Origin of the sequence: Nocardioides sp. W7 (genome assembly GCF_022919075.1) — a bacterium.
Lineage (GTDB): Bacteria > Actinomycetota > Actinomycetes > Propionibacteriales > Nocardioidaceae > Nocardioides.
This window is the reverse complement of the sequence record NZ_CP095078.1, coordinates 2289759-2301859: the sequence shown is the minus strand read 5'-3', so window position 1 is coordinate 2301859 and position 12101 is coordinate 2289759. Positions and strand designations below refer to the sequence as shown.

The following is a 12101-nucleotide window of genomic DNA, read 5'->3' as shown; positions in this document are numbered from 1 at the left end:
GGCCCGGCCGCGACCGCTGTCGGGCGATCTGTGGAGAGACGTCGGTGGGACGTCATCCGGACAGAGCCGACGGTGGCTCCGTCCGGATGACGTCCGCCGCTCGCTCAGACGCGGCCGAGGTGCACCAGCAGGCCGTCGACGATCCGCGCGAGGCCGAACTCCAGCTCGCGGGCCGGGTCGGAGGCCGCCTGGTAGGCCTCCCCCGCGGCCGACCCGACCCGGCCGGCCAGCGGGTAGGAGCGGTACTGCATCACCTCGCCGAGTGCCTCGGCGTTCGCCTCCCACCACTCCAGCTCGGTCAGGCCGGACTCCCGCTCCGCACGCTGCACCTCGTGCAGGGCGCGGGCGATGCTCGTCGCGTAGCCACTGAGCAGCGCGACCGTCTGGTCCATCTCGATGTCGTCCAGGCCGACACCCTCGACCGCGGAGAGCTGCCACTCGTAGCGCTCCGAGGCGTGCGGACCCAGCCAGGGCCGCAGCCCGGACACCTCCAGCAGCCACGGGTGGCGGCGGCAGACGTCGTACTGCTGGCGGGCGACGAGCTCCAGCCGACCGCGTAGCTCCACCGGGAGCTCCGGCAGCTCGGCCTCGCCGATCGCCTGGTCGACCATCAGGGCGATCAGCTCGTTGCGACCGGGCACGTAGCTGTAGAGCGTCATCGCCCCCAGCCCGAGATGCTGGGCGAGACCACGCATCGACAGTGCGGCGAGGCCGTCCCGGTCGGCGAGCTCGATCGCTGCGTCGACCACCTGGTCGACGGAGAGCTTCTGCTTGGGACCCCGCCGGGCCGCCTGCTCCGCCGGGACGACGTGCCGCCAGAGCAGGCGCAGGGCGGGGTCGGGATCGGCGGGCATAGGGGGAAGACTACTTCTTCGTACGAAGTACGGAATTAAATGCTAGGCTCCGGCGCTCAACTCCGTACGTCGTACGATATTAGGAGTCGCCCATGCCCACCCTCTCCCCACTCGTCGCCCGCGGACTGCGCAAGCGGTACGGCGACACGCTCGCCCTGGACGGCTTCGACCTGAGCGTCGAAGCCGGGACCGTGCACGCTCTCCTGGGCCCCAACGGCGCCGGCAAGACCACCGCCGTGCGCATCTTCGCCACCCTGGTCGGCTACGACGAGGGTGAGGTGCTCGTCGCGCACGAGAACCTGCGTCACCGGCCCGAAGCGGCGCGCCGGGCGATCGGGCTGGTCGGGCAGTCCTCGGCCCTCGACGAGGTGCTGTTCGGCCGCGAGAACCTCGTCATGTTCGGCCGACTCCACGGCCTGTCCAAGTCGGCCGCCGAGACCCGGGCGACCGAGCTGCTCGCGGACTTCGGCCTCACCGACGCGGCCGACCGGAAGGTGTCGACGTACTCCGGCGGCATGCGGCGCCGCCTCGACATCGCTGCGGCGCTGGTCCGCACACCGCGGGTGCTGTTCCTCGACGAGCCCACCACCGGGCTGGACCCGCGGGGCCGGCACGAGGTCTGGGAGACGGTACGACGCGTGGTCGCCGCTGGCACGACGGTGCTGCTGACGACCCAGTACCTCGACGAGGCCGACCAGCTCGCCGATCGGATCACCGTGCTCGGCGCCGGCCGGGTGATCGCCGAGGGCACCAGCGCGGAGCTGAAGCGCCGGCTGGGCGGCGACCGGGTGACGGTCACGCTCAGCACCGTCGCCGACCTCGAGCGGGCCGCCGTCGCGACCGGCGGCGCCGTCGACCCCGACACCCTGCAGGTGACGGTCGAGGCCGGCCCCGGCGGTGGGGCGGCCACCCTGCTGGACGTCGTCCGTGCCCTCGACCGGGCCGGGATCGGGGTCGACGACGTGCTGCTGCGCCGGCCGACGCTCGACGAGGTCTTCCTGCACCTGACCGCACCGACCGACCACGAGGAGGTGGACCGATGACCGCGGTCCTGCGCCAGAGCTGGGTGATGACCCGGCGCGAGCTGCTGCACTGGGTCCGCGAGCCGTGGACGCCGATCTTCGGGGTCGCGTTCTCGATCATGCTGCTGCTGGTCTTCGGCTACCTCTTCGGCGGCGCGATCGAGCTCCCGGGCGGGGGCGACTACCTGCCCTACCTGCTGCCCGGCATGTTCGCGCTCTCGATGCTCTTCGGCGTCGAGGCGACCATGGGCGCGATCACCAACGACTCGAAGAAGGGCGTGACCGACCGGTTCCGCTCGATGCCGATCAGCAGCCTCGCCGTCCCCCTCGGCCGGGTCGGGGCCGACCTCGCCAACTCGACCCTCCAGCTGGCGGTGCTGATGGTGGGCGGGCTGCTGGTCGGCTGGCGGGTCTCCGGGTCGGCGACCGATGCGCTGCTGGCCGTCGTACTGCTGCTGTGGCTGCGGTTCGCGGTGCTGTGGATCGGGATCTGTCTCGGTCTGACCTTCCGAGGCGAGGGCGCGCTGATGGGCGTGCAGGTGCTGGTGTGGCCGCTCGGGTTCCTCTCGAACCTGTTCGTCGCGCCCGAGACGATGCCCGACTGGCTGGCCTTCCTGGCCCAGTGGAACCCGGTCTCGGCCACCGCCGCCGCCTGCCGCGAGCTGTTCGGCAACCCCAGCGGCATCACCGACGGCGTGCTCGCCGACCACGCCGTGCTCGTCGCGCTCGCCTGGCCCGCCGTACTCACCCTGGTCTTCGTGCCGTTGTCCGCCCAGGCCTACCGCAACCTCTCCCGCTGAAGGCGGGCCGAGTCAGCACCAGTAGTGCTGACTCGGCCCGCTGCTTCTGCTGACTCGGCGGTCAGGCCTTGGTGACGGTGATGGTGGGCTCGCCGTCCGGGCCCGCGACCACGTCGTACCTCGTCGCCAGGGTCTCGGACGTGATCAGCTGCTCGTGCGTGCGGGCGGCGGTCTGGACGGCCTCCGAGCCGGCGACGGTCAGCGCGATCCGGTCGGAGACCTCGAGACCCGCGTCGCGACGGGCCTGCTGGACGGCACGGACCAGGTCGCGGGCCACGCCCTCGGCAGCCAGCTCGGGCGTCACGGCGGTGTCGAGGACGACGAAGCCGCCGCGCGGGAGCATGCCGACCACGGTGCTGTCGTCGGCGGCGCCGGCGACGGTCTCGAGGGTGTACTCCCCCTCTTGCAGCGCCAGGCCGCCGGCGGTCACGGTGCCGTCCTCGGCCACCGACCAGTCACCCGACTTCGAGCCCTTGATCGCGACCTGCACGTCCTTGCCGAGGCGCGGGCCCGCGGCGCGGGCGTTGACGCTCAGCCGCTGCGCGACGCCGTACGACGCCGCCTCGGGCGCGTCGGCGGCCAGCAGCCGGACCTGCTTCACGTTGACCTCGTCGCGGACGATGCCCTCGAAGCCGGCCAGCGCGGCCGGGTCGTCGACGACCACGGTCAGCGTGGCCAGCGGCAGCCGGTTGCGCAGGTTGGCCGCCTTGCGCAGCGCGGACGTCGCCGAGCAGACGTCGCGCACCTGGTCCATCGCCGCCACCAGCGCGTCGTCGGCCGGCAGCTCCTCGGCCGACGGCCAGTCGGTCAGGTGTACCGAGCGACCCCCGGTGAGCCCGCGCCAGACCTCCTCGGTGGTCAGCGGCAGCAGCGGCGCGGTGGTCCGGCAGACCACCTCCAGCACCGTGAAGAGGGTGTCGAAGGCGTCGGTGTTGTCGCCCCAGAACCGGTCGCGCGAGCGCCGGATGTACCAGTTGGTCAGCACGTCGAGGAACGACCGGGTCACGTCGCAGGCGTCGGCGACGGCGTAGTCGTCGAGCGTGCGGGTCATCTCCTCGACGTACTGGCGGCACTTGGCCAGCAGGTAGCGGTCGAGCGGGTCGGTGGAGTCGGTGCGCGAGGACGCGTCGTACCCCTCGCCGGCGGCGTTGGCGTAGAGCTGGAAGAAGTACCAGCTGTTCCACAGCGGCATCAGGACCTGGCGCACCGAGTCGCGGATGCCCTGCTCGGTGACGACCAGGTTGCCGCCGCGCAGGATCGGGCTGGACATCAGGAACCAGCGCATCGCGTCGGCGCCGTCGCGGTCGAAGACCTCGCTGACGTCGGGGTAGTTGCGCAGCGACTTCGACATCTTGTTGCCGTCGGAGCCGAGCACGATGCCGTGGCTGATGCAGGCCTCGAACGCCGGCTTGTCGAACAGCGCGGTCGCCAGGATGTGCAGCGTGTAGAACCAGCCGCGGGTCTGGCCGATGTACTCGACGATGAAGTCGCCCGGGAAGTGCCCCTTCTTCTCGGCCGTGCCGTCGAACCACTCGGCGTTCTCGAACGGGTAGTGCACCTGGGCGTAGGACATCGAACCCGAGTCGAACCACACGTCGAGCACGTCGGCGACCCGGCGCATCGTGGACGCACCCGTGGGGTCGTCGGGGTTCGGGCGGGTCAGCTCGTCGACCCACGGCCGGTGCAGGTCGCGCTCGCCGTCGGCGTTGCGCGGCAGCCGGCCGAAGTCGCGCTCGAGCTCCTCGAAGGAGCCGTAGACGTCGAGGCGGGGGTACGCCGGGTCGTCGCTCTTCCACACCGGCACCGGGGAGCCCCAGAACCGGTTGCGGGTGATCGACCAGTCGCGGGCGTTCTCCAGCCAGCGGCCGAACTGGCCGTCCTGGATGTGGTCGGGCACCCAGCGGATCTGCTGGTTGAGCTCGAGCATCCGCTCCTTGATCGCGGTGACCTCGACGAACCACGACGAGACGCCCTTGTAGATCAGCGGCTCGCGGCAGCGCCAGCAGTGCGGGTAGGAGTGGTCGTAGGTCTCGCGGCGCAGCAGCACGGTGCCGGGGGTGACCGAGCCGGTCTCCGTGCCCTCCTCACCTCGGGAGACCTTCGTGGTGTTGCGCAGGTGCTCGATGATCGGCAGGTTCGCGTCGAAGACCTGCAGGCCCTCGTAGTCGGTGACGGGGAACGTGAACCGCCCGTCCTTGCCGACCGGCATCACGGCCTCGATGCCCTCGCGGTCGGTGACCACCTTGTCGTCCTCACCGAAGGCGCCGGCGGTGTGCACCAGCCCGGTGCCGTCGGTGGTGGTGACGAACTCGGCCGCGACGACGCGGAAGGCGTTCTCGTGACCCAGGTAGTAGGCGAACGGCGGGGTGTAGGTCAGCCCGACCAGCTCGGCACCGAGGTGGCGCGAGACGACCTCGAACTCGCCGTCCTCCCCCGCCAGCTCCCGGGCGTACGACGCCAGCCGCGACTCGGCCAGCAGGTAGCGGGTCCCCTCGTGCGCGACGACCACGTAGTCGATGTCGGCGCCGACCATCACCGCGAGGTTGCTCGGCAGCGTCCACGGCGTGGTCGTCCAGACCAGCAGCTTCACACCCTGGAGCGGGCCGTCGGTGCTGACGTCGTACCCGACGGTCACGGCCGGGTCCTGACGCATCTGGTAGACGTCGTCGTCCATCCGCAGCTCGTGGTTGGACAGCGGCGTCTCGTCGTTCCAGCAGTAGGGCAGCACGCGGAAGCCCTCGTAGACCAGGCCCTTGTCGTGCAGGCCCTTGAAGGCCCAGATGACCGACTCCATGTAGTCGGGGTTCATGGTGCGGTAGTCGTTGTCGAAATCGACCCAGCGGGCCTGGCGGGTGACGTACTCGCGCCACTCCCCGGTGTACTTCATCACCGACTCGCGACAGGCGTCGTTGAACTTGTCGATGCCCATCTCGACGATCTCGTCAGTCGTCTTGATCCCGTTGAGCCGCATCGCCTCCAGCTCGGCCGGCAGCCCGTGGGTGTCCCAGCCGAACCGGCGCTCGACCCGCTTGCCACGCATGGTCTGGTAGCGCGGGACCAGGTCCTTGACGTAGCCGGTGAGCAGGTGGCCGTAGTGCGGCAGGCCGTTGGCGAACGGCGGGCCGTCGTAGAACACGAACTCGTTGGAGCCGTCGGCGCCGGGGTCGCGCTGGTCGATGCTGGCCTGGAAGGTGCCGTCGGCGGCCCAGTAGGCCAGCACCCGCTCCTCGACCTGCGGGAACTTCGGGCTCGAGGGGACGGCGCCCGCGGCGTCGGTGAAGACCTTGGGGTAGGTCATGGGCGGCAGCTCCTGCGGTGTAGTGGTTCGATCACCGCAGGGACGATCCGAGGACCGCGGTACCACCCTGCTTGCCCCTCGCGGAGCCTCTCTGTCGCGGCTGTGACGGGCCACCCGTCCGGTTCTAGTCGCCCGAGGGCTTTCTTCCGGAGGCTCGCCGCTGATGACGGCTCGAACGCCTGTGAGCAAATCGTACGGCGGGGCCGGGGGTCGCCGCCAATCGGATACCGCGTCAGTCGCGCAGGATCTGGCGCAGGTCGATCGGCACCGTGACCCCGGCCAGCTCGACCTCGGCCGTCGGACGGTCGTCGTCCACACGGGCGAGCAGCGTCCACTCCCCGTCGACGTTGCGCCACAGGTCGATCGCCCGGAGGTCGGGATCGACCACCCAGTGCTGCTGGGCGCCGCCCTCGGCGTACTCCATCGACTTGCGGATGGTGTCCTCCGAGCGGGTCGACGGCGACAGCACCTCGACCACGAGGATCGGGGCGGCCCGGACCCAGCCGTCGGCGGGCCGCTCCGCGACCAGCATCAGGTCGGGCAGGCGCACCCGGTTGCACGGGAGGGCGAGGAAGACCCCAGGGACCACCCAACAGTCCGGAAAGAGCGGCGCCAGCAACAAGGTGAGCTGCGTCTGGGCAGTCCCGTGGTCGAACACCGGAGGGGCCACGAGCATCACCACCTCCCCGTCGACCCACTCGGCGCGGGGCCACTCGGGAAGCTCCAGGAACTCCTCCCAGGACATGCGGACCCGACGCAGCGGATCTTCTCGCCTGACCGACACCTGGACTCCTCGTCCGCTCGACACATCGACGCTCCTCGCCATCGTGGGCCCGAGAACAGGACGGCGCCAGCGTCCCAGCGCCCACCGACAGCACCGGGCGCACCGGCCGGTGGCACCTTTGCCTCCCCTTGAGATCGGGTTCGCGCGCCGTTAGCGCGACCGCCCGCAGGGTGGTGGCACACCCACTCACCAGGAGGCACCCGATGTCGACCCGCCGCTCCACCCGCTCCCCCGTCCTGACCGCCCTGCTCGTCGGCCCCCTCACCCTCGGCCTGGTCGCCTGCGGGGACGACGACGGCGACGACCGGGACGACGCCGCCGAGCGCTCGGCGAGCTCCACCGCCGACCCCTCCGGACCGGCCTCCTCCGAGCCGGCATCCGGGCCGGCGGGCGACGACGTCGTGCTCGCCGCAGCCGCGACCGCGGCCGGTGCGGTGCCCGGCGGCGTCCTGTTCACCCTCGACCTCGAGGCCGCGGGCTGGGACGCCGAGGTGGTCGCCGCCGACGGCACCGCCCACGACCTCACGGTCTCGGCCGACGGCGCGAGCGTGACGCGCGACCCGGTGGTCGACGCCGACGACGCCGACGACCTGGCCGAGCGTCAGCAGCTGCTGGCGGACGCGACCGTCGACGTCGCGGGCGCGGTCGAGGCGGCGCGGACCGCCGTACCCTCCGGCACCGTCACCGGGCTCGACCTGGACCTCAGCGCCGGCACCGCCGTGTGGGAGGTCCAGCTCGACGAGGACACCGCGACCGAGCAGACCGTCACCGTCGACGCCGGGACGGGCGAGGTGCTCCGGACCGAGCGCGACGACTGACCCGGGATCGGGCTCACACCCGTGATCGGCGGCTGGGGGTCAGAGCTGCTCCTTCGTCAGGTGCAGGAGCCAGTCCGACCCGCCGCCGGTCCGGATCAGCGCGTAGCGCCGGCCGCCGGAGCCACCGTGCAGCACGAACACGAACCGCCGCTCGGTGCGGTCGACCAGCTCCCACCAGCCGGCGTCGGCGATCTCCTTGTGCTCGTCGGTGTACGACGCGTGCTCCAGGTCGTGGTCGTCGACCGCCACGGCGAGCCGGTCGTGTCGACTGTCGGTCGGGAGCCCCTTGGGGACCGCCCAGGACCGGAGCACCCCGCCCTCCTCCAGGCGCAGATCGAAGTGGTGGCGGGGCCGGTGGTGCTCGTGCAGCACGAAGACCGGTCGCGCGTCCGTCTCGTCGTCGCCCACCCCGACGACCCTAGGCGCCGACCCTCGTAGAGTGGACGCCCGTGACCACCGCTGCCTGGGGCTTCGGCCTGACGACCATCGCCGCCGACGACTCCGTCCTCGACACCTGGTTCCCCGCGCCCGCGCTGGGCGAGAAGCCCGCCGACGTGGCCGCGCCCCCCGAGCTGACCGCGCTGACGGGCCGCGACGAGGCGCGCGACGTGACCCGCGAGGTCCGGCTCGTCGAGATCGCCGACCTGGCCGCGGCGCCCACCTCGACCGAGGAGGCCTGGCTGCGGCTGCACCTGCTGAGCGCGCGCCTGGTCGTGCCCCACGGACTCTCCCTGGACGGTGTCTTCGGCCTGCTCACCAATGTCGTGTGGACCTCGGCCGGACCGTGCGCGGTCGAGGGCTTCGAGCTCACCCGGGCCCGACTGCGGGCCACCGGCCAGCACGTCAGCGTGTACGGCGTCGACAAGTTCCCGCGGATGGTCGACTACGTCGTCCCGTCGGGCGTCCGGATCGCCGACGCCGACCGGGTCCGTCTCGGTGCCCACCTCGCGTCCGGCACCACCGTCATGCACGAGGGCTTCGTGAACTTCAACGCCGGCACCCTCGGCGCCTCGATGGTCGAGGGCCGGATCTCCGGCGGCGTCGTCGTCGGGGACGGCTCCGACGTCGGCGGCGGTGCCTCGATCATGGGCACCCTCTCCGGCGGTGGGAAGCAGGTGATCTCGATCGGCGAGCGCTGCCTGCTCGGCGCCAACTCCGGCCTCGGCATCTCGCTCGGCGACGACTGCGTCGTCGAGGCCGGCACCTACGTCACGGCGGGGACCAAGGTGACCATCACGGACATGGACGGCAAGCCGAAGATCGTCAAGGCGCTGGCACTGTCGGGCGCGAGCAACGTGCTGTTCCGCCGCAACTCGGTCACCGGCGCCATCGAGGCCGTGCCGTGGAAGTCCGAGGGCGTCACGCTCAACGCCGCCCTGCACGCGAACTGAGCGGCGGCCGGCCGGTCAGCGCCGGCCGGCCGGCCGCAGCTGCCCGTCGAGCCAGGCCAGCCGCCGGGTGAGCCAGCCGTCGAGGTCCGCGACGTACGCCGGCCAGCCGTCGTGGAAGACGCCGTCGCTCTCGAGGAACGTCTGGCCGAGCTGCATGCCGGCGCCGCCCTGCAGCCGCGGGGCGAAGTTGCGGGTGGCCGCCGGCGCCAACCGGTCGGCCTGGGCGCGCAGGTAGTCGGGCATCCCGAGCAGGTCGGTGCGGACCTGCTCCCAGCGGTCCTCGACCTGACCGACGAACCACGGGTCCGCGAACATCCGGTTCAGCCAGTGGCCCTCGGGCCCCTGGAGCATCGACACCGCGTCCTGGCCCCAGCGCGGGTACCAGTTGCGCCGCAGGAACCACCCGGTCGGCTCGTCGAGGTCGGAGAAGGTCCGGTTGCCGGCCGAGAAGTCGAAGTCCCAGACCGGGCCCATCGCGAGCCGGCCGCCGTCGTCGCGGTACAGCCAGCAGCTGCCGTGGTAGCCGGAGTCGATGTTCTTCATCAGCTCGTTGACGAGGTACCAGTCGATGAAGGACCGGACGTCGACGTGGGCGCGGTAACCGCTCACGGGGTCGGCGAACTCCGCGGAGTACAGCGCGTCCTCGAAGTCCTGGACGTCCGCGCGGACGCGTTCCAGGTACGGCGCCGCCTGCTCGACGGAGTCGAACTCGGGTTCCTGGAGGTAGATCTGGGCGCCCTGCGCGGTGCGGAAGCGCGGGTTGGTGTCGTCCCAGAAGTCCGCCTCCAGCAGGTAGCCGCCGTTGGCCGCCGCGGCGGCGTCGGCGCCGTCGGGGTCCACGTCGATGTCGACGCGATCGGGTCCGGTCTCGATGCTCTCGCCGAGCTGGTAGACCCCCGCATAGCTGCCGTTGAGCCAGAGCTCGACGTCCGCCAGCCGGGGCGCCCAGGGCATCTCGACCCGGCGCGCGGTCTCGAAGGCCACGTTGTTGCGCAGCAGCGAGCGGTCGAAGAAGTTCGCCAGCAGCACCCAGTCCTTGGCCTTCGGCAGCCCGAGCAGCGAGACCTTCTGGTCGAGCTTGACCTTGTACGGCAGCTTGTCCTGGATCCAGGAGGTGGAGTTGCCCCGGATGCGGAAGCGCGAGCCCTGCACGGTGCCGGGCAGCGCCGAGCCGCGCGGGTCGATGCTGAGCAGACCGTGGCTGTACTGGCTCCGGTCGTCGCCCTCGTCGTGGCCGCCGCTGCCGTTGGTGTCACCGATCAGCATCCCGTCGTCGGTGCTGATCTCGACCCGGGGCAGGCCCTGGAGCAGCACCACCTCGACCGGCGCCGAGGCGACCGGACCGCCTCCCGCCCCGGCCTCCAGGACGGCGCGGTAGCGCTCCCGGCCAGGGCCGCCGGCGCCGGCGTCCCCGCCGGTGGCGGTGAACGTCGCGGACCCGGCCGCGTCGGTCCGGGCGGTCGCCACGGCGGCCCAGGCGCCGCCCGCCTCGCGCTGGAGCACGGCGGTCCGGCCGGGCGCCGCCGGCGCCGACGCCAGGGCGACCTGCAGCTGCCGGTGCTCGGCGACGGACGGCGGCGCGGTGAGGGTCACGGCGGGCACCACCGGGGCGGCGGCGCGGGGCCGCACCGTGACCGGCACGGACACCCAGCGGGTTCGGGGGGCTCGCCCGGCCCGCCCGGCCGAGGCCGGGGCCAGCACCCGGAGCCGTTGCGGGGTCCGGGAGCGCCAGGTGAGGCGGAAGGCGCCGGTCCGGCTGCTGGCTCCCCGGACCCGGGTGCGCCACACACCGTCCCGGCGGACCTGCAGGACGACCCGGCGTGGCGAGGTCGCCGGCACCCGGCCGGAGACCCGGTAGCTGCTCCCGGCCCGCGGCACGGCCGGCCGCAGCTGCAGCCGCCGGCTCGCGGGGGCGCGCTCGGTCGTGGCGGCGTGTCCGGCGCTCGTCGTGGGTCCGGGGGTCGCGGCGGCGTACGTCGCGGGGGTCAGGAGGGAGGCGGTCACCAGCAGCGCCGACAGTCCCGAGACCGACAGACCTGCGGCTCGTGCCCGATGACGTCCCACAGTCGTCGATTAGAACAGCCGGCACCGATCGGCGAGGTTCTTCGACGAGATCCGGGCCGGGCGGCTCTTCACCCCATCCGGATACTGGAGGCATGGGGGCCGGATGAGGATGCGTACCGGCCTGGCGCTGATCGGCGTCGGGCTGCTCGGCGCCGTGGCGATCACGATCGGCGTCGACGCGCTCCGCGACCTGAGCCCGTTCGCGCCCGCCGACGAGTGCACCGCGACGGTCGACGACAGCACCGTCGTCCTCGACCCCGAGCAGGCCGAGAACGCCGCCCTGATCACCGCGATCGCCGTACGCCGCGGCCTCCCGGCCCGGGCGGCGACGATCGCCCTGGCGACGGCGTACCAGGAGTCCAAGCTCGCCAACCTGGAGTACGGCGACGCCGACTCCCTGGGCCTGTTCCAGCAGCGGCCGTCCCAGGGCTGGGGAACCGAGGAGCAGGTGCTGGACCCGGTCTTCGCGACCAACGCCTTCTACGACGCGCTCGCCGAGGTCGACGACTACCGGTCGATGGAGGTCACCGTCGCCGCGCAGACCGTGCAGCGCTCGGCCTTCCCGGATGCGTACGCCGACCACGAGGCGGACGCCCGAGTGCTCGCCTCGGCGCTCACGGGGAACTCCCCCGCCGCGTTCACCTGCCGCTTCGACGGCGACGTCGAGGAGGCCGGTGATCGGCTGCGGGAGAGCGGGCTGGTCCGCCGGGCCGACGCCGTACGACGCGAGGCGCTGGCCGTCTTCGGCGACCTCTCCCTCGGCGGCTTCGAGCCGGGCGGGGTCGCGGGAGGCCACATGGAGGGCTCGACCCACTACGAGGGCCGCGCGGTCGATATCTTCGTGCGGCCGATCAACCAGGCCAACAACGTCCGCGGCTGGGCCATCGCCCACTACCTCGTCGCCCAGGCCGACCGGCTCGGCGTGCAGACCGTCATCTTCGACGCCAAGATCTGGCAGGCCCGACGCTCCGACGACGGCTGGCGCGACTACGACCCGCCGGCGCGCTCGGGCGACCGGGCGATCCTCGAGCACCGCGACCATGTGCACGTCGACGTCTTCGACTGAGGCC

At 72.2% G+C, this 12101-nt stretch carries 10 protein-coding genes; 5 read left to right on the top strand and 5 right to left on the bottom strand.

Going from position 1 to position 12101, the window contains the following annotated elements; genetic code table 11:
* Nucleotides 1–104: 104 nt before the first annotated feature.
* Nucleotides 105–854, bottom strand: coding sequence for a TetR/AcrR family transcriptional regulator (locus MUB56_RS10915; protein ID WP_244931925.1), 750 nt, complete (start codon nt 852–854; stop codon nt 105–107).
* Between the two features lie 92 nt (nt 855–946).
* Between MUB56_RS10915 and MUB56_RS10910 the strand changes: the two genes are divergently transcribed.
* Together MUB56_RS10910 and MUB56_RS10905 are read left to right on the top strand one after the other, a co-directional pair.
* A complete protein-coding gene (locus tag MUB56_RS10910; protein ID WP_244931924.1) occupies nt 947–1897 on the top strand; it encodes an ATP-binding cassette domain-containing protein in 951 nt (316 codons plus the stop codon).
* Entirely contained in the window at nt 1894–2676 is a 783-nt protein-coding gene (locus tag MUB56_RS10905) for an ABC transporter permease (RefSeq protein WP_244931923.1), read from the top strand. Before MUB56_RS10910 ends, MUB56_RS10905 begins: the two co-directional genes overlap by 4 nt.
* A 61-nt stretch (nt 2677–2737) precedes the next feature.
* Here the strand turns inward: MUB56_RS10905 and ileS are convergent, their stop codons facing one another.
* Nucleotides 2738–5974 (bottom strand): isoleucine--tRNA ligase, encoded by a 3237-nt coding sequence (gene ileS / locus MUB56_RS10900; protein WP_244931922.1) that lies wholly within the window; start codon nt 5972–5974, stop codon nt 2738–2740.
* A 232-nt stretch (nt 5975–6206) separates the two neighbouring features.
* Entirely contained in the window at nt 6207–6758 is a 552-nt protein-coding gene (locus MUB56_RS10895; RefSeq protein ID WP_244931921.1) for a Uma2 family endonuclease, read from the bottom strand.
* A 203-nt stretch (nt 6759–6961) separates the two neighbouring features.
* Between MUB56_RS10895 and MUB56_RS10890 the strand changes: the two genes are divergently transcribed.
* On the top strand, nt 6962–7576 hold the full coding sequence (locus MUB56_RS10890; protein ID WP_244931920.1) for a PepSY domain-containing protein: 615 nt from the start codon (nt 6962–6964) through the stop codon (nt 7574–7576).
* Between the two features lie 39 nt (nt 7577–7615).
* Here MUB56_RS10890 and MUB56_RS10885 read toward each other — a convergent pair whose 3' ends face one another.
* Nucleotides 7616–7984, bottom strand: coding sequence for a DNA polymerase ligase N-terminal domain-containing protein (locus MUB56_RS10885; RefSeq protein ID WP_244931919.1), 369 nt, complete (start codon nt 7982–7984; stop codon nt 7616–7618).
* 41 nt (nt 7985–8025) lie between these two features.
* Between MUB56_RS10885 and dapD the strand changes: the two genes are divergently transcribed.
* Entirely contained in the window at nt 8026–8967 is a 942-nt protein-coding gene (dapD, locus tag MUB56_RS10880; RefSeq protein ID WP_244931918.1) for a 2,3,4,5-tetrahydropyridine-2,6-dicarboxylate N-succinyltransferase, read from the top strand.
* 15 nt (nt 8968–8982) lie between these two features.
* Here dapD and MUB56_RS10875 read toward each other — a convergent pair whose 3' ends face one another.
* On the bottom strand, nt 8983–10971 hold the full coding sequence (locus MUB56_RS10875; RefSeq protein ID WP_244931917.1) for a CotH kinase family protein: 1989 nt from the start codon (nt 10969–10971) through the stop codon (nt 8983–8985).
* 163 nt (nt 10972–11134) lie between these two features.
* Between MUB56_RS10875 and MUB56_RS10870 the strand changes: the two genes are divergently transcribed.
* Entirely contained in the window at nt 11135–12097 is a 963-nt protein-coding gene (locus MUB56_RS10870; RefSeq protein ID WP_244931916.1) for a hypothetical protein, read from the top strand.
* Nucleotides 12098–12101: the final 4 nt, after the last annotated feature.

Excerpts from the sequence above, each read along its gene's own strand:
- MUB56_RS10915 (WP_244931925.1), bottom strand. The coding sequence starts at position 854 with ATGCCCGCCGATCCCGACCCCGCCCTGCGCCTGCTCTGGCGGCACGTC.
- MUB56_RS10910 (WP_244931924.1), top strand. The coding sequence starts at position 947 with ATGCCCACCCTCTCCCCACTCGTCGCCCGCGGACTGCGCAAGCGGTAC.
- MUB56_RS10905 (WP_244931923.1), top strand. The coding sequence starts at position 1,894 with ATGACCGCGGTCCTGCGCCAGAGCTGGGTGATGACCCGGCGCGAGCTG.
- ileS (WP_244931922.1), bottom strand. The coding sequence starts at position 5,974 with ATGACCTACCCCAAGGTCTTCACCGACGCCGCGGGCGCCGTCCCCTCG.
- MUB56_RS10890 (WP_244931920.1), top strand. The coding sequence starts at position 6,962 with ATGTCGACCCGCCGCTCCACCCGCTCCCCCGTCCTGACCGCCCTGCTC.
- MUB56_RS10870 (WP_244931916.1), top strand. The coding sequence starts at position 11,135 with ATGAGGATGCGTACCGGCCTGGCGCTGATCGGCGTCGGGCTGCTCGGC.